12 protein-coding genes are annotated in these 21246 nt (G+C 63.5%); 3 read left to right on the plus strand and 9 right to left on the minus strand.

The genetic code is table 11. The features are described 5' to 3' along the window. The 4 genes from KW846_RS22755 to KW846_RS22770 all read right to left on the minus strand — a co-directional run bounded on the left by KW846_RS22755 (position 1) and on the right by KW846_RS22770 (position 12722). Positions 1-1059, minus strand: a complete 1059-nt coding sequence (locus KW846_RS22755; protein WP_116581475.1) for a TauD/TfdA family dioxygenase — start codon at positions 1057-1059, stop codon at positions 1-3. Positions 1060-1111: 52 nt separating this feature from the next. Then, the gene (locus tag KW846_RS22760) at positions 1112-10345 is read right to left on the minus strand and encodes a non-ribosomal peptide synthetase (RefSeq protein WP_218485479.1); all 9234 of its coding nucleotides are present in this window, start codon (positions 10343-10345) and stop codon (positions 1112-1114) included. A 244-nt stretch (positions 10346-10589) separates the two neighbouring features. Further along, positions 10590-11324 (minus strand): alpha/beta fold hydrolase, encoded by a 735-nt coding sequence (locus tag KW846_RS22765; RefSeq protein WP_218485481.1) that lies wholly within the window; start codon positions 11322-11324, stop codon positions 10590-10592. A gap of 225 nt (positions 11325-11549) precedes the next feature. Further along, complete coding sequence (locus tag KW846_RS22770) at positions 11550-12722, minus strand: MFS transporter (RefSeq protein WP_218485484.1); 1173 nt, start codon at positions 12720-12722, stop codon at positions 11550-11552. A 256-nt stretch (positions 12723-12978) separates the two neighbouring features. Here KW846_RS22770 and KW846_RS22775 point away from each other — a divergent pair, with 256 nt between their 5' ends. Further along, the gene (locus KW846_RS22775) at positions 12979-14802 is read left to right on the plus strand and encodes a glycoside hydrolase family 15 protein (RefSeq protein WP_218485486.1); all 1824 of its coding nucleotides are present in this window, start codon (positions 12979-12981) and stop codon (positions 14800-14802) included. A gap of 40 nt (positions 14803-14842) precedes the next feature. On the opposite strand, the gene KW846_RS22780 is transcribed toward KW846_RS22775, so the two are convergent. Beyond that, entirely contained in the window at positions 14843-15826 is a 984-nt protein-coding gene (locus tag KW846_RS22780) for a GlxA family transcriptional regulator (protein ID WP_218485488.1), read from the minus strand. Positions 15827-15914: 88 nt separating this feature from the next. Between KW846_RS22780 and inhA the strand changes: the two genes are divergently transcribed. Beyond that, positions 15915-16601 (plus strand): isonitrile hydratase, encoded by a 687-nt coding sequence (gene inhA, locus KW846_RS22785; protein WP_218485491.1) that lies wholly within the window; start codon positions 15915-15917, stop codon positions 16599-16601. Between the two features lie 335 nt (positions 16602-16936). Here the strand turns inward: inhA and KW846_RS22790 are convergent, their stop codons facing one another. Next, positions 16937-17425: an SRPBCC family protein gene (locus tag KW846_RS22790; RefSeq protein ID WP_218485493.1), complete on the minus strand. Its 489-nt coding sequence runs from the start codon at positions 17423-17425 to the stop codon at positions 16937-16939. Between the two features lie 288 nt (positions 17426-17713). Between KW846_RS22790 and KW846_RS22795 the strand changes: the two genes are divergently transcribed. Next, on the plus strand, positions 17714-18115 hold the full coding sequence (locus tag KW846_RS22795; protein WP_218485496.1) for a lysozyme inhibitor LprI family protein: 402 nt from the start codon (positions 17714-17716) through the stop codon (positions 18113-18115). 140 nt (positions 18116-18255) lie between these two features. Here the strand turns inward: KW846_RS22795 and peaD are convergent, their stop codons facing one another. From peaD to peaB, 3 genes are read right to left on the minus strand one after another with little or no spacing between them, the layout of a single operon-like run. Continuing rightward, positions 18256-19374, minus strand: a complete 1119-nt coding sequence (gene peaD / locus KW846_RS22800) for a quinohemoprotein amine dehydrogenase subunit beta (RefSeq protein WP_116581592.1) — start codon at positions 19372-19374, stop codon at positions 18256-18258. A gap of 38 nt (positions 19375-19412) precedes the next feature. Continuing rightward, a complete protein-coding gene (qhpC, locus tag KW846_RS22805; RefSeq protein WP_007971075.1) occupies positions 19413-19736 on the minus strand; it encodes a quinohemoprotein amine dehydrogenase subunit gamma in 324 nt (107 codons plus the stop codon). Position 19737: 1 nt separating this feature from the next. Then, complete coding sequence (gene peaB, locus KW846_RS22810) at positions 19738-21168, minus strand: quinohemoprotein amine dehydrogenase maturation protein (RefSeq protein WP_007971077.1); 1431 nt, start codon at positions 21166-21168, stop codon at positions 19738-19740. Positions 21169-21246 lie beyond the last annotated feature (78 nt).

Genomic DNA, 21246 nt, shown 5'->3' on the forward strand with positions numbered 1-21246 from the left:
TTATTCCTGATCCAGGTCGGCGCTTTTCTGCGCGATGGCCATGGCCGTGAGGATTTTTCTGTAGCCGGTGAATTCGTTGCGCGCATGCACGCTGAGGATGTTGTCGAGCAGGACCACGTCGCCCTTCTCCCAGGCGAACTCGACCATCACCTCGCGGTAGATGCCTTGCAGGTGACGGATCACGTCGTCGGGAATCGACGAGCCGTCGCCGAAGAAGGTGTTCTGCGGCAGGTCTTGCGGACCGAACTCACGCAACAGGTTGTCGCGGATGCTGTCCGGCAGGGTCAGCGCGTTGAAGAAGGTGCCGTGGTTGAACCAGATGCGCTCGCCGGTCAGCGGGTGGCGCACGATGGCCGGACCGTTCTGCCGGGTGCGCAGGCGGTTGCCGGACTTCCACTCGGCCTGGATGCCGATCTTGGCGCAGTAGGCTTCGACCTCGGCGCGGTCCTCGCTCTGGAACACGGTCTGCCACGGCAGGCCCATGCCGTCGCCGTAGTTGCGCACGTACATGATGCGTTTACGGGCAAATTCTTCGCGCACCGCCGGGTCGATCCGCGCGAGGATCCGGCGGGTATCGCCGAAGGGTGTTTCGCCGCCGGTGGCCGACGGGGTGTCGCAGTAGAAATACAGGTGACGCGGGAACACCGGCGAATACGAGTGTTCGTTGTGCGGGAAGATTTTCTCCGGCGCCGGGTAATCGGTGGAGCTGTAGATCTTGAACTGACCGGTGATCTGGGTGCGTGGCGAGGCGCGGAACAGGTACTCCAGCGCGCCGCCGGAAATCGCATCGACGCAACGGTTGAACTCGCCGATATCAGCCACCTGGAAGCCACGGAACAGGATCACCGCGTGCTCCAGCAGCTTGCTTTCGATCAGCGCGCGATTCTGGCTCGCCCATTCCACCAGGTTCACGCCGGACACGGCCGGACGGCACACCAGCGGCATGCTGTGGGCTTCGAACATCGGCGCAAAACTCACCAGCCGCGTCGGATCGGTGGACAGGCTTTTGCGGGCACCACGACCCATCTTGGGAATGGACTTGGTCGTTGAAACGGTCATAAACCCCTCCAGAAAATGTTGACGGCGGCGCTAAAGGACGCCGTCGCCTGTATCAGTCCGCTGCGGTTGGCGCGGTCGACACGCCCCGGTTCGCCGAGCGGCGCTTGATCGCCATGGCGCCACCGAGCAAGGCCTTGCGTTGCTCGTTCAAGCGCGCATCGGCACGGCGCTGGACATCGCTGGCCAGGTTCAGCAACTCACCGACCTGCAACGGCTCAGCGCTTACCAACGCCTCGAGCACCGCCCGGATCTGTTCGAACAGACATTCCAGCGTGCTTGGCAGGTACTGGCCGGCCGGTGTCTCGAAGCTCAGGTGGATGTGCTGCGCGTCGTTGTAGAACGCAGCGACCATGCCGATCTCGGCGGCCTGACGCCCGGAGGGGAAATCCTCCACGTGCAACCCATCCATCGAGGGCAAGCGACCGACGCCTTCCTGGTAAATCAGCTTGATGTCGAACAGCGGCGAACGTCCGGCCCGGCGCGGCAAGCGCAAAGCCTCCACCAGGCGCTCGAACGGCAGGTCCTGATGGTCCGAAGCCTCCAGCACCGCCCGGCGACAGGCCTCCAGCAATTGCGCGGCCGGCTGCCCGGCATCGACTTCCACTTGCAGTACTAGTTGGTTAACGAAGAAGCCGACCATTTCTTCAAGCTCGGCTTGATTTCGGTTGGCGATATCGGTGCCGATGCGCACCCGAGCGACCTCAGTACGCTGGCGCAACACCAGGGTGAAACCGGCCAGCAGCAGCATGAACAGCGACAGGTCGCGCTGTTGGGCAAAGTCGCGCAACTGCTGGCTCAGTTCGGCACTGAAGGTGAAATGCGCGCTGGCACCTTCCTGCGCCGTGCGCCGGTCGCCATCGGCGGGCAGCTCCAACACGGCTTGCGGCTCGGCAAGGCGCTGCTGCCAGTAGTCGAGCTGGCGTTGCAACTCGCCGCCCTGCTCCAGCCACTGGCGCTGCCATTTGGCGAAGTCGGCGTACTGCACGCTGTGCGCCGGCAATTGCGGGGTCTGGCCACGGTTGAGGGTTGGATAGAGCGTGACGAATTCATTGATCAGCACGCGGAACGACCAGTCATCGGCGACGATGTGATGCACCGTCAACAACAGCACATGCTGGTCATCCGCGACCCGCAGCACCCGCACCCGCAGCAACGGGCCGTGGCGCAGGTCGAATGGTCGCGCGACTTCCTCGCGGGCCAGCTGTTGCGCCTCGACGTCCGGCGCCGGCAGATGCCGCAGGTCGCCGGCCTCGAAGCTCAACGGCAATTGCCGGTGTACCCGTTGCCAGGTCTGGCCGTCTTCTTCGTAGAAGGTGGTGCGCAACACCGCGTGGCGTTGCACCAGGGTTTCGAAGGTCTGGCGCAGGGCGTCGAGGTTCAGCTCGCCGCGCAGGCGCAAGGCACCGGGCATGTTGTACATCGAGCTGTCCGGTTCCAGGTTCCACAGGAACCACAGGCGCTGCTGGGCAAAGGACAGCGGCTGGCGTTCGCCAGAGGTGTCCGCCACCAGCGCCGGGCGTTCACAGCGGTGTTGCAGGGTCTGTACCTGAGCGGCGAAATCCTCAAGGCGCGGGTGTTCGAACAGGCTGCGCAGGCTCACCGACAGGCCCATGCGCTGGCGGATCTGCGAGACGATCTGCGTCGCCAGCAAGGAGTGCCCGCCCAATTCGAAGAAGCTGTTCTCGCGGTCGACGCGACTGACCTGCAACACCTGCTGCCAGATCTGCGCCAGCTGGATTTCCAGTGCCCCCTGCGGTGCGCTACCGGTTGCGGCTTCCCAGACTGGCGGGGCCGGCAACGCGGCGCGGTCGAGTTTGCCGTTGCGGTTGAGGGGCAACGCGGCCAGTACCACCAGTTGCGTCGGCAGCATGTAGTCCGGCAGGCGCTCGCCCAAGGCGCGGCGCACGGTGTCGGTGAGTTGCCGCGCATCGGCGTCCAGCTGTTCCTCCGAGGCGGGCACCACGTAGCCGATCAACTGCTTGCCGCCGACGCCTTCGTGCACCAGCACTGCGGCTTCGCTGATCATCGGCAGGCCTTGCAGGTGCGCCTCGAGCTCACCCAGTTCGACGCGGAATCCGCGAATTTTCACCTGGTGATCGATACGCCCCAGGTATTCCAGTGCGCCGTCCTCGCGATAGCGCGCCAGGTCGCCGCTGCGGTACAGCCGCGCCCCCGGTGTGGCGGAGAACGGATCGGCAATGAAACGCTCGGCGCTCAAACCCGGACGCTGGTGATAACGCTGGGCGAGGCCGGCATCACCGCCGATGCACAACTCGCCGACGCAACCGGTCGGCAGCAGGTGGCCTTCGCTGTCCAGCACATACAACGCACGCCCCGGCAGCGCGCGGCCAATCGACACGCCAATGGGGTTGCGGGTATCGGCCAGGGTGCATTCGTGGGTACTGGAAACGACCGTGGCTTCGGTCGGCCCATAGGTATTGAGCAGGCGCACATCGCCCAGACCGGCGGCATGCCACAACTTCAGGCCTTCCAGCGACATGGCCTCGCCCCCGACGTGGACCTGACGCAAGCGCCCTTTCTCACGCTGCGGTTGCGCAGCCCACTCTTGAGCCAGCAAGAACCAGTAGGCGGCCGGCAGGTCGGCCAGGGTCACGCCGTGCGCGATGATCTGCCGATAAAGCGTGTCGGTGTCCCACAAGTCATCACCGCGCATCACCAGCGCCGCGCCCACGCACAATGGCGGGTAGCACTGCTCGACAAAGCCGTCGAAGCTGAAGGTGGCGAATTGCAGCACACGGTCTTGCGCCGTGAGTTGTGAATAGTCCGCCGCGATCACGCAAAACTCGCGCAGCGCGGCGTGGGCCAGGCACACGCCTTTCGGGCGTCCGGTGGAACCGGAGGTGTAGATCAGGTAGGCGAGGTCTTCGGCGCTGGCGAGGTTTTCCGGGTTTTCAGTGGAGTAACCGTCAACGCTCGCCTCCAGCGACAGGCGCGGCAAACCTTGCGGCAGCGCTACATCGGCGAGCAAGCCCGGTTGCGCCAGCAGCAGGTCCATGCCGCTGTCTTCGATCATGTAGGCCAGACGCTCGGCCGGGTAATCCGGATCGAGCGGCACATAACCGGCGCCGGACTTGAGGATGGCCATCAGGCTGACGATCATCTGCGCATTGCGCCGCACCGACAGGCCCACGCGCTGCCCCGGTGCCACACCCAGGGCGCGCAGGCGATGGGCGAGCTGGTTGGCTTGCGCATTGAGCTGGGCGTAGGTCAGGCACTCGTCGCCGACCATCACCGCCAGTGCATCGGGCGTGCGTGCCGCCTGTTGCTCGAAACGCTGATGGGCCAGCAACGGGCTGTCGAATGGCGGCGCGGGTGGACGCGAACCGGCCAACACCTTTGCTTGAGCCTGTGCATCCAGCAAGCCGACCGCGCCCAATGCCTGCTGTGGCTGTGCGACGAACTGCTCCAGCACCTGCAACAGGCTGACGCCCAACTGGCTGATCTGCGCCGCGCTGAACCGGCTGCGGTCGAAGCTGAAATCCAGACGCAGGGTGGCGCCGACTTCGATGCCGAGGGTCAGCGGGTAGCTGGTGATTTCGTGATTGCGCAGCGCGCCGAAGGTCAGGCCCACCGGCGCCCCTTGCTTGAGGGCTTCGGCCACCGGGAAGTTCTCGAACACCAGCAGGCTGTCGAACAGCGCCCCCTGTTGCCCGGCCCAGCCCTGAATGTCGTACAGCGGCACGTGTTCGAACTCGCGCAGGCTCAGGTTCAGCGTTTGCAGGTGGTTGAGCCACTGGGCCACCGACTGCCCTGCCGGTGGCGCGGCAATGATCGGCAAGGTGTTGATGAACAGCCCCAATTGCTGCTCGATGCCCGGCAGCGGCGCGGAGCGTCCGGCCATGGTGGCGCCGAACGCCACGCAGGATTGGCCGGTGTAGCGCTGCAACAGCAGGCCCCAGGCGCCTTGCAGCAAGGTGTTGAGGGTGATTTTCTGTTGGCGGGCGAAATCGCCCAGGCGCTGTAGCGCGGCGCTCTCAAGGGTCAATTGATGCTCGCCCATGCCGCGTCCTTCGACCGGTGCCGGCAAGGCTTGCGCCAGCAGCGTCGGCGTTTCCAGTGGCGCCAGCGCTTGCTTCCAGAACTGCTCGGCGGCCAACAGCGGCTGCTGTTGAATCCAGCCCAGATAATCGCGGTATTGCCCCAACGGCCTGGCCAGCGTCTGGCCGGCGTAATGCTGAATCACTTCGCCGAGCAATTGCGCGTTGCTCCAGCCGTCCATGAGGATGTGATGGCTGGTGTAGATCAGGTGCCAGTCTTCAGGGTTTCGGCGCACCAGCACCAGGCGGAACAACGGCGCGGCGCTGAGTTCGAAGCCGCGACTGCGCTCTTCGGCGGCCAGTGCATCGAGGTCGAGGTCGGCCGCTTCGATCACTTGCAGTTGCAGGTCGATCTGGCGATGAATCACCTGGTGCGCAGATTCCAGTCCCAACCAGTGGAAGCTGCTGCGCAGGATGTCGTGACGGTTGATCGCCGCCTGCCAGGCCCGGCCGAATGCCGCCAGTTCCAGTCCCTGGATGTCCAGGCGCAACTGATTGATGTAAGCCTCGGCCTGGGGTTCGTACAGGGTGTGGAACAGCATGCCCTGTTGCATCGGCGTCAGCGGATACAGGTCCTCGATGGCCGGTGCCGGGACAGGCAAGGCATCGAGTTGCGCCTGGGTGATGCGCGCCAGCGGGAAGTCCGACGGCGTGACCTGGCCTGGCGTTGTCGCGCAGCAATGTTCGATCAGTGCCTTGAGTTCTTCGGTGTAGGCATCGGCCAGTCGCTGCACCGTGGACTCGGCGAACATGTCACGGCTGAAACCCCATTGCAGCGAGAGCTGTCCGCCATACACCTGGCCTTCCACGGTCAGCCAGTTGGCCAGCGGCGCATCATCGCCCTGGGCCTGACCAGCGCTTTCCGGGGCCGGGATGAACAGCGCAGCCTCATCGAACTGACGGTCGAACTGCCCCAGGTAATTGAAGGTGATGCGTGGTGCCGGCAGGTCTTGCAGAAGCTGGCGCTGCGCCGGTTCGCCGAGATAGCGCAGCAACCCATAACCCAGGCCTTTGCCGGGAATGGCGCGCAGTTTTTCCTTGATCGACTTGATCGAATTCGCCGCCCCGGCCTCGGGTTGCAGGCGCACGGGAAACAGGCTGGTGAACCAGCCGACGGTGCGGCTCAGGTCGAGGTCGTCGTCCAGGTCTTCGCGGCCGTGGCCTTCAAGCTGGATCAGCGTCGAGCCCTGCCCGCTCCAGCGGCAGATGACCCGCGCCAACGCCGTGAGCAACAGGTCATTGACCTGGGTGCGATAGGCCGCCGGTGCCTGTTGCAACAATTGGCGGGTCAGTTCGGCATCCAGTGTCGATTCGATCTTGTGCCCGTGGCGCTGCTGCAAGCTGCCCTGCGGATGGTCACACGGCAGGTCCCGGGCATCCGCCAGTTGCGCCTGCCAGTACGACATTTGCCCAGACAAGGTGCCGGCATGCTGTTGCAGGTGCGCGGCCCAGGCTTGATAGGCGCTGGTTTTCTCGGGCAGCGCCACTTGCCGGTAAGCCTGCTGCAAGTCTTCGAGCAATACCCGCCACGACACGCCGTCCACCGCCAGGTGATGGACCACCAGCAACAGGCGCTGGCTGCCATCGTCGAGGTTGACCAGCAAGGCGCGCAGCAGCGGCCCGTTGGCCAGATCGAGGCTGCGTTGCGCTTCATCGCACAGCGCAGTCAGGGCTTCGGCCGAAGAGGCCCGACGCAGCCACAACCCAGCGGATTCGACCTGCGGCCCATGGCGTTGCTGCCAGCCTTGGGCACCGTCGAAGAAGTGAAGGCGCAAGGCGTCGTGGTGGTTGATCACGGCGACCAGCGCCCTTTCCAATGCTTGCGGATCCAGCGCTTCCCGGGGCGTCAGCAGCAGCGACTGGTTCCAGTGCTGACGCTGGGCGATGGCCTGTTCGAAGAAGTAATGCTGCGCCGGGGTCAGGATCACCTCGCCGCTGACCGGGCCTTGATCGATGCTGCTGCGGCTGTCGAACGTCGCGACCAATGCCAGGCTGCGTACGGTCTGGTACTGGAACAGATCCCGCGGAGTGAGACGAATGCCGGCCTGACGGGCGCGACTGACCACCTGGATGGAAATGATCGAGTCGCCGCCGAGTTCGAAGAAGTTGTCTTCAAGGCCCACCGGTTGCGTGCCCAATACGTCCTGCCAGATCTGCGCCAGCATGGTCTGCATGGCATCCTGCGGTGCGACGAACGCCTGTTGCGGCGCGGCGTCCGGTGGCGGCAAGGCCTTGCGGTCGAGCTTGCCGTTGGCGGTCACCGGCAAGGCATCCAGCGGCATCAGGTAGGTGGGCACCATGTACTCCGGCAGGCTGCCGAGCAGCCAGGCCTTGAGGGTTTGCGGCCACTGCACATCGGCGTCGGCGTTTTCCAGCACCAGATACCCCACCAGATGCTTGCCGCCCTGCACCAGCACCACGGCCTCGCGCACCAGCTCATGCTGCATCAGGCGGGTTTCGATCTCCCCCAGTTCGATGCGCAGGCCGCGCAATTTGACTTGATGGTCGAGGCGCCCGAGGTATTCGATCACGCCATCGGCGCGCTGCCGCACACGGTCACCGGTGCGGTACAAGCGCGCGCCGTCGTGGAACGGACACGGCACGAAACGCTCGGCGGTGAGCGCCGGACGCCGGTGATAACTGCGCGCCAGCCCGGCGCCGCCGAGGTACAGTTCCCCCGCCACGCCGGTCGGGACCGGGAGCAATTGCGCATCCAGCACATGGGTGCGCAGGTTGGCGATGGGCCGGCCAATGGGCACGCTGTCGGCGCCTTCGTCGATGCAGGTCCAGTGGGTCACGTCGATGGCCGCCTCGGTCGGGCCGTAAAGGTTGTACAACCCGGCGCCCGGCAGCTTTTTGAACACCTGCAATTGCGCATCCAGCGGCAAGGCTTCACCACTGCAAGCAATGCGCTTGAGGCCGGTGCACGCCTCGACACCCGGTTCGTGGATGAACGCCTGGAGCATCGACGGCACAAAGTGCAGCGTGCTGATGCCGTGGTCGGCGATGAGGCGGATCAACTGCGCCGGTTCCCGATGTGCGCCCGGTGGCGCCACCACCAGACGCGCGCCGGTCATCAGCGGCCAGAAGAACTCCCAGACCGACACGTCGAAACTGAACGGGGTTTTCTGCAATACCGAATCGCTGCCATCGAGCCCGTAGGCCTGCTGCATCCAGCACAGGCGGTTGACCAGCGCCGCGTGACTGTTGCCGGCGCCTTTGGGCTTACCGGTGGAACCGGAGGTGTAGATCACATAGGCCAGGTTCAACGGATGCACCTCGACCTGCGGGCAGGTGTCGCTGTAGCCGTCGAGCCAGTCGTGCGGCTGGTCCAGGGCGATGATCTTGACGCCGTCGGTGGGCAGCGCGCCGAGCAGATTGCCTTGCGTGAGCAGCAGTCCAATCGCGCTGTCGTCGATCATGTAGGCCAGACGTTCGGCCGGGTACTCCGGGTCCAGCGGTACGTAGGCCCCCCCGGCCTTGTGAATGGCCAACAGGCCAATGACCATGTCCAGCGAACGCTCGACGCAGATCCCCACCAGTACATCCGGGCCAACGCCCTGCTCGCGCAGGTAATTGGCCAGTTGGTTGGTGCGGGCATCGAGTTGCGCGTAGCTCAGCTGGCGCTCGCCAAACACCAGCGCCGGTGCCTCGGGCGTGCGTCGGGCCTGGGCCTGGATCAGCTGATGCATGCACTGCTCGACGGGATAGACCTCGGCGGTGCGGTTCCAGTCCTGCACCAGCACCTGTTGCTCATCGGCGCTCAGCATCGGCAACTCACCGATTTTTTGCGTCGAATCGTCGACTAACGCCTGCAGCAGGCGCGTCCAGTGCCGGGCCATGCGTGCGATGGTGTCGACTTCGAACAGGTCGTTGGCATAGGTCAGCGCGGCGTGCAGCTTGCCGCCCTTCTCCCAGGTGTCGAGGGTGAGGTCGAACTGGGTGGTGCGGCTTTGCCAGTCGAGGCTGCCCAGGACCAGGCCGGAGGTAGTGCTGACCGAGGCCATGTCGGCCACGTGCGGCTGGTGGTTGTACATCACCTGGAACAACGGCGTGTGACTGAGGCTGCGCTCCAGTTTCAACGCTTCAACCAGACGCTCGAACGGCAGGTCCTGATGGGCCTGGGCGCCGAGGGCGGTTTCCTTGACGGCGCGCAGCAGGTCGTCGACCCGGGTCTGGCCGTCCAGTTGGGTACGCAGCACCTGGGTGTTGACGAAGAAACCGATCAGGCCTTCGATTTCCGCACGGTTGCGGTTGGCGATGGGCACGCCGACGCGGATGTCGGTCTGCCCGGTGTAGCGATGCAGCAACGCGTTGAAGGCGCCGAGCAACAGCATGAACAGGGTGATGTTGTGCTTCTGCGCGGTGCTGCGCAGTTGTTCGGCCAGTTGCGCTTGGACCGCGAATTCGTAGCGGGTGCCGCGATAGCTCGGCATCGCCGGGCGCGAATGATCCAGGGGCAATTCCAGCACCGGGTGTTCATCGCCCAGTTGCGCCTGCCAGTACGCCAGTTGCCGCGCCTGCTCGCCCGCCTCCAGCCAGCGGCGCTGCCACAGGGCGTAGTCGCCGTACTGGATCGGCAACGCTGCCAGCTGCGGCTGCGTGCCCGCATCGAAGGCGTCGTAGCAGCGGATGAATTCGTCGATCAGCACGTTCATCGACCAGCCGTCGGAGACGATGTGGTGCAGGGTCAGCAACAGCACGTGCTCAAGTTCTGCGAGCTTGAGCAAGGTGACCCGCAGCAGCGGACCGGTCGACAGATCGAACGGCAGCATCGATTGCTGCTCGGCGGTGTGCGCCACGGCCCGTTCGCGTTCCTCGGCGGGCAGTGCGCTGAAATCCACCTGTTCGATCAGCAGCGGCGCCGTGGCCGGAACTTGCTGCAAGCTGTCGTCGACCTGACGCTGGAACACCGTGCGCAGGGTTTCATGCCGCGCCACCAGGCTGGCGAACGCCTGCTCCAGCGCCGCCAGGTTCAAGTGCCCGGTCAGCCGCACCGCGCCCGGCAGGTTGTAGGCGCCGCTGCGCGGGTCCAGTTGCCAGAGGAACCACATACGTTGCTGGGCGTACGACAACGCCTGGCGATCCTCGGCCTCGATGCCGGCCGGGATCGGGAAACGGGCGAAATCCACGCCCTCCTTGTGCAAGGCCGCCAGGAACATCTGACGTTTTTCCAGGGGCAACCCGATAAACCGGCGAGCAAGTTTCAAGGAGTCTTCAGCATTCATCTATCGGCATCCGCATCAGTAGGCAGCAGGCGCAAGGGCGCGTCGTCCCTGTAAAACGAATGCAGGCGGGAAAAATTAGCGGATCAGGCGAAAGGCGAAGCGCGGAAAAACAGGTTGATAAATACCCCTGTGGGAGCGGGCTTGCTCGCGAAGGCGGTGTGTCAGGCAACGGGTATGTTGCTGACACTCCCTCTTCGCGAGCAAGCCCGCTCCCACAGGGGGCTGGTGAAGTTCGGGAGTGGTGTTAACCCACGGCAGCCATGGAATGCCGCCGATGATGCCCCTCAAGCTGGTCCTTGATCACCCGCAGCACCTTGGCCTCCTGCTCATGGATGAAAAAGTGCCCGCCGGCCAGCATGTCCACCGAGAAACTGCCGCAGGTTTCCTGGCTCCAGCCGATCAACTGCTCAGTGGTGGCGCGGTCGGCCTTGCCGCCGAGCACGTGCACCGGGCACTTGAGCAACGGGCGCTGGATCGGTGCGAAACGCCCGCACAACAGGAAGTCCGCGCGCAGCACCGGCAGGGTCAGGCTCATCAACTCTTCATTGGCCAGGATCTCTTCGCGGGTGCCGTTGAGGGTGCGCAATTGCTCGATCAGCTCGGCATCGGTTTTCGGCTGGGCAAAGTCGCGGTCGTAGTCGGCGCGCAGGGTCGGCGCGGCGGTGCCCGAGGCGAACAGCGCGACCGGTTCCGGGCAACCCAGGGAGCGGAACGCGTGGGCCATCTCGCAGGCCAGCAACGCCCCCATGCTGTGGCCGAACAACGCATACGGGGCCTTGAGCGTGGCCTTCTGTTCGTGGGCCAGCTGCAGCGCCAGGCGGTGCATGTCGGTGTGCAGGGGCTCGCCATAGCGCGCGCCCCGCCCCGGCAATTCCACCGGTTGCAGCTTGAGCCATTCCGGCAGATTGCGGCGCCAGCGGCTATAGACCATGGCACTCGCGCCCGAATAGGGCAGGCACAGCAATGTCAGCGGGGTCACCGGGATTTCCTCGAAGTTTGTCTGTATGGAGAACGGATGAGGCACGCGGGGAATTAGTCGCCCATCGGAGTCGATCTGCACTCAGACCTGTGGCGAGGGAGCTTGCTCCCGCTCGGCTGCGAAGCAGTCGTAAAACCGGCGAATCCGGTGTAACTGGACGAATGTTTTGGGTCGCTGCGCAACCCGACGGGAGCAAGCTCCCTCGCCACAGGTACTGTGTTGGCCTTACTTCAGATGGCGATAGCTCGGGATCGCGGAGCCGAGTACCAGCGCCCCCGCCGCAATCGCCAGCCAGAACCCGCTGCGCGCGCCGAAGGCGTCCACCAGCCAGCCGGAGCCGGCGGCGCCGATCGCTACGCCGATGCTCAGCCCGGTGACCAGCCAGGTCAGGCCTTCGGTGAGTTTGGCCGGCGGCACGATCTGTTCCACCAGGGCCATGGCGACGATCAGCGTCGGGGCAAAAAACAGCCCCGCGACAAACACCGCCAGCGACAAGCCGAGAATGTTCGCCGCCAGCAACAACGGTAAGGTGGTCACCGCCGTTGCCACGCCGCCGTACAGGAACAGGCGCGCCAGCGGTACTTTCGAACGCAGTGCGCCGAAGGCCAGCCCGGCCAGGCACGAGCCGATGGCGTAGACCGACAGCACGATGCTCGCCGCCGCCGGTTGGCCCTGCTGCTGGGCGAAGGCGACGCTGACCACGTCCACCACGCCGACGATGGTGCCCATGGCGACCATCAACAGCATCAGCAATTGAATGTCGCGCGAGCGAATGATCGAGCCTTGATGGTGATCTTCGTGGGGATGTACCGGCGGCTCCGTGCTGCGCTGCAACACGAACGCGGTGACGCCGACGGCCAGCGCCAGCAAGGCCGCCAATGGCCCGGCCTCGGGAAACGCCACCACACACAGGCCAACGGAAAGCGGCGGCCCGACGATGAAGCAGACTTCATCCAGTACCGATTCCAGAGCGTAGGCAGTCTGCAGCTCGGGGCGACCGCGATACACCTCGGTCCAACGCGCCCGCACCATCGCCGACATGCTCGGCATGCAACCGGCCAGCGCGGCGAAGACAAACAGCGTCCAGTGCGGCGCCTGCAACCGCGTGCACAGCAACAGCAACAACAGCGCCCCGCCGCCGAGCAGCGCCGCCACCGGCAGAATCCGCCCCTGGCCATACCGATCCACCAGCCGCGAGACCTGCGGCGCACAAAAGGCCGTGGCCAGGGCAAACGTCGCCGCCACCGCGCCCGCCAGACCGTAGCCACCCTGCAACTGCGAGAGAATGGTGATCAGGCCGATGCCGGTCATGGAAATCGGCATGCGCGCGAGCATGCCGGCCAGCACGAATGCGCCGCTGCCAGGGGCTTTGAACAACTCGCGATAGGGGTTTGCCATGGGTCAGGTCTCATCAGGGGACTGCACGTTGCCATAACGGCTGATTGCGGGGGAAGCGTGGAATTGTTGGTTGAATGTGAAGGCCCCTTCGCGAGCAAGCCCGCTCCCACAGTTGATTTGTGTACGCCGTCCAATGTGGGAGCGGGCTTGCCCGCGAAGAGGCCCTCACAGACAACTCACATTCCCCGCCAAATGAACTCTCGACCACCCGGACCAGTCAGCTAAATAGGCCCCAGACTCCCGGAGTTGCGCGACAATGGCTGATCACCCCGAACGCCAAAGCCCCATCGACGCCCACGGCATCATCGGCGACATGCGCAGCGCGGCGCTGGTCAACGACAAGGGCAGCGTGGATTTTTTCTGTTGGCCGGAGTTCGACAGTCCGTCGATCTTCTGCTCGCTGCTGGACACCCCCGAGGCGGGGATTTTCCAGTTGTCACCGGACTTGCCCGACGCCCGACGCGAACAGATTTACCTGCCCGACACCAACGTGCTGCAAACCCGCTGGCTCAGTGACCGGGCGGTGGTCGAGCTCACCGACCTGCTGCCCGTCGGCGACACCGAAGACGACCTGCCACTGCTGATGCGGCGGATCCGCGTGGTCAACGGCCGCGCCACCTTCCACATGCGTTGCGCGGTGCGCCATGACTACGCCCGCGCCAGCACCCGCGCGAGCATGGATAAGAATGACGTGATCTTCGCGGCTGCCGACCAGCCGTCCCTGCGCCTGTGCGCCGATCAAGCCATGCACATTGATGCCAATGGGGCGGTCGCGCAGTTCACCCTTGAGCAAGACCAGACCGCCCAGTTCCTGCTCGGTGCGCCTGGCGACCCACGCTTCAAGGAGGGTGCCGCCGATCTGTGCCTGACACGCACCCTGAAGTTCTGGCGCGACTGGATCGGCCAGTCCAACTACCGCGGGCGCTGGCGCGAGAGGGTCAACCGCTCGGCACTGGCCATGAAGCTGCTGACCTCGCGCAAGCACGGCGCCATTCTCGCCGCGGCTACTTTCGGCCTGCCGGAAAGCCCCGGTGGCGAGCGCAACTGGGACTATCGCTTCACCTGGATCCGCGACGCCTCGTTCACCGTCTATGCGTTCATGCGCCTGGGCTTCGTCGAAGAGGCCAACGCCTACATGCGCTGGTTGCGCGGGCGGGTCAGCGACTGTCGGGGCAAGCCGATGAAACTCAACATCCTGTATGCCATCGACGGTCGCCAGGAGTTGCCGGAAATCGAGCTGACGCACCTGTCGGGTCATGGTGGCGCACAACCGGTGCGTATCGGCAACCAGGCGTACCAACAGGTCCAGCTCGACATCTTTGGCGAACTGATGGACGCGATTTACCTGGTCAACAAGTACGGCGAAGCCATCTCCCATGAAGGGTGGAAACACACGGTGGAAGTCATCGACCAGGTCTGCGAAACCTGGGAGCAAAAAGACGTCGGCATCTGGGAAATGCGCGGTGAGCAGTACCACTTCCTGCATTCACGGCTGATGTGCTGGGTCGCCCTGGACCGCGCCATCCGCCTCGCGTCCAAACGCTCGCTGCCCGCCCCGTTCGCCCGCTGGGACCAGACCCGCCAGGCGATCCATGCCGACATCTGGGAGAACTTCTGGAATGAGGAGCGCGGGCATTTCGTCCAGCACATCGGCGGCACCGGCCTGGACGGTTCGATGCTGCTGATGCCGCTGGTGCGCTTCGTCAGCGCCCGCGACCCGCGCTGGCTGGCGACCCTGCAAGCCATCGAAAAGAACCTGGTGCGCGACGGCATGATCTACCGCTACCGCAACGACGACAGCCGGATCGACGGCCTGCCCGGCAGCGAAGGCGCTTTCGCCGCCTGCTCGTTCTGGTACGTCGAATGCCTGGCCCGCGCCGGCCAGCTCGACAAGGCCCACCTGGAGTTCGAACAGCTGCTCAGGTACGCCAACCCGCTGGGGTTGTATGCCGAAGAGTTCGACAGTCATGGGCGGCACATGGGCAACACGCCGCAGGCGCTGACGCATCTGGCGTTGATCAGTGCGGCGTGTTTTCTGGATCGCAGGTTGAGTGGGGAGAAGGTTGTTTGGCAGCCTTGAGTACGGATCAAACAATGTTCGAGTTCAGGCAGTAAGTGACTCAAGGCACTACTGGATCTACTCCGGCACTGACCGAAAACCGCTCCCGATAAGCCTGCGGTGTCACCCCCATGGCCCGCAGGAAGCTGCGGCGCAGGGTTTCTTCGCTACCGAAGCCGCATTGCACCGCCACCCGTTTGATCGGCACACCGGTATCGCTGAGCAGACGCCGTGCGGTTTCGACGCGGATCAGTTCGATGGCCCGGGCCGGGGTCTGGCCGGTGTCGGCGCGGTAGTGGCGCACGAAGCTGCGTTCGCTCATGCCGGCCTGCAAGGCCAGGGTCGGGATACCAAGGTCCTTGGTCAGGTTTTCGCTGATCCAGGCGTGAAGTTCGTCGAATCGCTGGCCTTCCTGTTGCAGGGACAAAGTCACGCTGAATTGCGACTGGCCTCCCGGACGCTTGAGAAACACCACCAGTTGTCGGGCGACTTCCAGGGCCATGTTGCGCCCCAGGTCCTGTTCGACCATGGCCAGCGCCAGGTCGATGCCGGCCGTCACGCCGGCCGAGGTCCAGACCGGGCCGTCGTTGATGAAGATCGGGTTGGGTTCGACCTGCAAGCGCGGGTGCTGTTGCGCCAGTTGCTCGCAGCGGGTCCAGTGGGTGACCACCCGCCGGCCATCGAGCCAGCCGCTGGCCGCCAGCAGAAACGCACCGGTACACACCGAGGAAATCCGTCGGCAGCCACGGGCATGCTCGCGCACCCAGGTGACCAACGGCGCATCTTGCGCCGCCGCGTAGACACCCCAGCCACCGGCGATGATCAGGGTGTCAGTGCCGTCATCCGGTAAGGGTTCGGCCAACAGCGCCAGGCCCGCCGACGACATCACCGCCCCACCGCCGCTGGCAATCACCGTCGGCGCGTAGGGTGGCGGCAGGCCTTGCTGACGGGCAATGTCGTTGGCCGAGGCGAAGACCTGCAACGGCCCGGTAACGTCGAGCAATTGCACGTTGGCGAACGCGAGTACATGGATGGTTTTCGACATTTGGCGTAATTCGTGGGGATATTGGCGTATACGCCAAATCCTACGAGCCTACAGTTGAACCGTCCACCCACTTCACGAGAAAAACACCATGACGTTGCAGATCGGCTTTCTGTTGTTTCCACAGGTTCAGCAACTGGACCTGACCGGCCCTTATGACGTACTGGCCTCGCTGCCGGATGTGAAAGTGCATCTGATCTGGAAGGACCTGATGCCGGTCACCGCCAGCACCGGCCTGCTGTTGAAACCGACGACCACCTTCGACGATTGCCCGGCACTGGACGTGATCTGCGTACCCGGTGGCAGTGGCGTGGGGCCGTTGATGGAAGATGACCAGACCCTGGACTTCCTCAGGGCCCAGGCCGCCAACGCCCGGTACATCACCTCAGTGTGCACCGGCGCACTGGTACTGGGCGCGGCGGGATTGCTCAAGGGCAAACGCGCCACCACTCACTGGGCCTATCACGAGTTGCTCAAGCCGCTGGGCGCAATCCCGGTAAAGGATCGGGTGGTTCGCGACGGCCATCTGTTGACCGGTGGCGGGATCACCGCCGGTATCGACTTCGCCCTGACCCTGGCCGCCGAGCTGTTCGACCCGGCCACCGCCAAGTTGGTGCAGTTGCAACTGGAATACGCTCCGGCCCCGCCGTTTACGGCGGGCAGCCCCGAGACGGCGCCGGCCAGTGTGCTGGAAGAGGCTCGCCAGCGGGCTGCGGGGTCATTGAAGCTGCGGGCGGAAATCACCGAGCGCGCAGCGGCGAAACTCGATCGTCAGTAAGAAAACGGCGGCGGACATCCGCTTGCTGCCGCCCCGACCTTTCCTGCGGTCACAAAAAAACCCGCCGAAGCGGGTTTTTCCAAGACCATGACGACTCCTTGTCGCAGCGTTCCTTGCATATGGTCGATCATCCGTGATCCTGAGCACATCCTGTGCTTCAGTGGGTGAGGCCAGAATACGCATCGGATCCAAATTGTAACAGGCGATATCACTACCATCGCGTGTAAGACATTCGCTATAAGCCACCTTCCGAAAACCCTTAGACGCCTCAGGCACCTGGCCTGGAAGCCTCGAGCTTAAAGGCCTCCAGCTGACTTTCGACGGCCAGGCACTGGTCAGTCACCCTGAAGCTCGTGGGCCTTGGCCTTTTCCACAAGAAACTGTTCGATGTTGCTCATCTGCTCATCCCAACCACGGCTGTCCATACGGAACGCCTTGAGGCGACGATGCTGGGGAATGTGGTCGAAACCCGACTCGGACACCTTGAGAAGCGTGCCTTCATCCATGTCTTCAAGTTCGAATTTCACCAGGGTGGTGGGTTCCTGGGAGTAATCGAACTCCGGCTCTATCGCATAAGGGTGCCAGCGAAACGAAAACAGCCGTTCCGGCTCGACCCGCTCCACCAGTACATTCCAGCGCAAATGCTCATAACCGGGGTAGGTAATCTGCCCCTGGGTCCACTCGCCTGCCACAAAACGCTTGCCTTGCAGCGCCACGCCAAACCACTGTCCGAACTCTTCGGCATTGGCCAGCACGCGCCAGACCTGCGAACGCTTGGCCTTGAGCAGGATTTTCCTTTCGATGCGATCAGATGCTGGGTTCATAAGTCACCTCCTGTACTTGAACAGTAGGTCAGTAAGACCACAAGACCAACCCTAAAGTTGTACCAATCGGGATGCGCAATCAACCATGCATGAGATATTCGGTTGCATTTGCGCGGATAAGTTCTGGGGCAATCACAAAGTCAGAGGCTCGAAACTGCTTACGCTCTCTGCTGAAAAGCATCGAATGGCAATCGCTGGTGAAAGCATTTGCAGTGGCAAGCGTAGCGGACTGAATCCGTCACAAGGCTACACTGCACCTCAACATTCGGTCACAGCGAGTAATCCGGCATGAACCCACGCTTACTATTGGCATTGACGCCTCTGCTGTTCACCTCCATGGCGGTCGCCGTGGACTGCGACAACGCCAGCGACCAGGCGACGATGAACCAGTGCGCGGCGCAACAGAATGCGGCCGCCGACAAGGAATTGAATGCGCTGTACCAGCAGATCACTTCGCGATTCAAGGGCAACCCGGACAACAAGAAGCTGCTGGTGGGTGCGCAGCGGGCGTGGGTGGCGTTCCGCGATGCCGAGTGCAAGTTCTCGGCGTCCGGGGTGGAAGGCGGGAGTGTGTATCCGCTGATCTACAGCAACTGCGTGACGGAATTGACCAAGGCGCGGGTGCAGACGTTCAAGAACTACCTGAAATGCCAGGAGGGGGATATGAGTTGTCCGGTGCCAGGGGGCTGAGATTTTCAGTGTTTTTGCGGGCCTCTTCGCGGGCAAGCCCGCTCCCACAGGGTTCAGCGGTGTTTACACAATAGTGACCACACCACAAATCCACTGTGGGAGCGGGCTTGCCCGCGAAGGCGTCAGTTCAGTCGCCGCAATTACCGGACGAAAATCTGCGCCGTGGTAATCGCCATGTCCCCGCCCGGCAATTTGATGCTGCCCGTCTGTTTCAGGCTGTCGGCATCGAAGATCGCCACGTCGTTGAACGTCCCGGCCAGGTAGATCTTGCTGCCGTCCTTGTTGAAGGAAATGCAGTAGTAGGAGTGATCAAGCGTCGCCGCCTGGAGCATTTTCTTCTCCTTGATGTCGTACTTGGCCAGGCGATTGAGCACGCCGAACATCAGGTTCGGGTCCTTGGGCGAGCGCATGCCGCTGAAATAGATTTCCGTCAGCGGCCCGAAGTCGGTGGTTTCGGTCTTGCCGGTTTTCAGGTCGACGCTGAACAGGCCGTACAGGTATTCGGCGGTGGCCGGGTCCTGCTTCTTGTCCTTGAATTTCGCGGCGGTGTAGAGCAGCGAGAAGTCGTGCCGATACGTCTGCTGGTTCCACACGTAGAGCACGTCCGGCGCGCTGTAGTTCGGGCGTTTCCAGTGACGGCTGGGGATCAGCACGTCGAACTTGCCGGTCTGCACATTGACCTTGTAGACGTCCGCCCCCGCCACATACAGGGTGCCGTCGTCGCCACTCTGCATGATGGTCAGCTGCCTTGGCGCCGGGAAGCTGCGCACCGGTTTGGCATCCATGCCGGCGTCGGTCTTGTACACGTCGAGCCGGGGCTGCTGCACTTCGTAGCGGTCGTTCATCATCAGCGTCGGGTTGGCGATGGTGAACAGCTCCTTGCCGTCGTGGCTGAGGGTGAAGGCGAACATCGACCTGGCCTTCTCACCCGGCTTCTGGGTGATGCTGGCGTGGAACACCTGTTTGCAACTGTCCAGTTCGACGCCGTAGACATCCGCGTAGTGGTTGTTCAGCACGTAGGCGGTCTTGCGGTCCGGCGACAGTTGCACGGTGCCGGGGCCGAAGGCATCGGGCATCTTGCAGGTCTTGTACAAGGTGTCGGTGGCCAGGTCGATCACGTGCAGGTTGTTGGGGTAGTTGGTGGTCAACATGTATTCGTGACCGTCCTGCAGCGCGGTGTTTTCATCGGCCAGGACACTGACCGAACAACTGCTCAGGACGGCAAACGCGGCCAGGCCGCAGGCTTTGATGCTGTGCATGCTGGAATCCTTCTTGTTATACGCTGCTTTCAAGGGCATCACTTGTCCTTGGGGAAGACAGTGCCGAGGTTGCGCCAGTTTTCGTTGGACGCCTGGGCATCCTTGTTCCAGTCCGGGTAGGTGCTCATCATGTCGGGCACCTGGGCCGGCCACCAGCAAGGGTCGGAGCACCCGTAGAGGTCGGCCTCCATCGGCTGGCACAGTGACGACACACCGCCGAACGCATCGATTTCCCAGCCCGGGTCGGTGGTCGAGGCACAGCCCGCCACGGAGCTCATGGCCACCACTTCCTCAATGCGGTTCTCGTCCGCGGCCTGATCCAGCTTCAACGCTTTGTTATTGATTGCCTTGAGATGTTTCATATCAGTGAGCCTTGCGCGGAGTGATGTAACTGCTGATGAACGCAGGGTTATGGGCCATGATCCGGGTGTAAACCTCGATGCCGAAGTCGACCCAGTCACGCATCAGTTCGCAGTAGTGATAGGTCGGGTGCGTCGGGTCGCCGTAGCGGGCGTAGCTCTCGTGGTAGCAACCGCCGGAGCACAGGTTGCGGATCTGGCAATCTTCGCAACCGGTGTTGGTGCGGTCCAGGCGCTGGGACAGGAAGTCGTTCAACTCCACCTGCTTGACGCCGCTGTGCACGTTGCCGAAGGTCGGCAGGCTCGAACCGGTAAAGCGGTGGCACAGGTTCAACTCGCCCTTGTGATCGACCGCCAGCATCTTCAGGCCCGCACCGCACGGCAGGGCCTTTTTGTGGCCTTCGTGGATGTCAGTGATCAACTGGTGCAGGTTGGAGAACCCGATGTTGCGGTGCTCCAGCGCCGCTTCCAGATAGCGCCGACCGAGTTTTTTCATGTTGGCGAAGACTTCGATCAACTCGTCGCTGGTCAGGTTGAAGCTGCTGATATCGCCCGACGTCACCGGGGCAAAGCCGACTTCGGCGAAACCCAGTTCGTTGAACAAGTGATCCCAGATGGTCTCGACATCGGTGACGCCGGTGGTCAAGGTCACGCGCGCGCCCACCGGACGGCTGTTGTAGCGTGACAGCAGCATCTCGGCCTTGCGCCGCACCACGTCATAGGTGCCCTGCCCGCCCACGGTGATGCGGTTGCGGTCGTGCACGGTCTTCGGCCCATCGATGCTCACCGACAGCCCGAAACGGTGGGCATTGAGGTAGTCCACGGTTTCTTCGGTGAGCAGCGTGGCGTTGGTGGTCATGACGAATTCGACGAACTTGCCGGCCTCGCGAAAACGCTTCTCACAGTAATCGACCATGTACTCGATCAGCTTGCGGTTGCTCAGCGGTTCGCCGCCGAAGAACACCACGGTGAAACGCTCTTCGTCCGGCGATTCGCGCAGCAGCATTTCCACCGAGGCGATGGCCGTTTCGACGTCCATCTTCTTGCCGGCCGACGGCTTGTCGAGGTCTTCCTTGTAGCAGTAGGTGCAGCTCAGGTTGCAGCCGGTGTTGACGTTCAGCACCACGGTGTTGATCGCCGTGCGCTCGACCCGTTTGGTGGCGATGTCCGGGGTCAGCGGCGAACCGTCGCTGACCAGTTCCAGGGCCATCAGTTCGCGCAGGGTCTCGGTGATTTCCTCGCCGTTGAAGCGCGCCGCCAGGCGCTGGATCAGGTCGTCCGAGGAACAGCCGGGACCGCGCAGGGTATCGATGATGGTGCCCGTCAGTTCATCGCTGGCGAACAGCGAACTGCTGGGGATGTGAAACAGCATGCGGTCGGCATCGACCTGCACTTCGTGCAGGTTGCGTTCGACCAGATTCAAGATAGCGCCCATTGCCAACCTCCTGTGCAGGCCCCGCTTGGCGGGGCCTGCGGTCATTCCAAAAAGATGTCTGAAACCGTGAGAGATCAG

The organism is Pseudomonas sp. PDM32, assembly GCF_019219225.1.
Lineage (GTDB): Bacteria > Pseudomonadota > Gammaproteobacteria > Pseudomonadales > Pseudomonadaceae > Aquipseudomonas > Aquipseudomonas laurylsulfatiphila.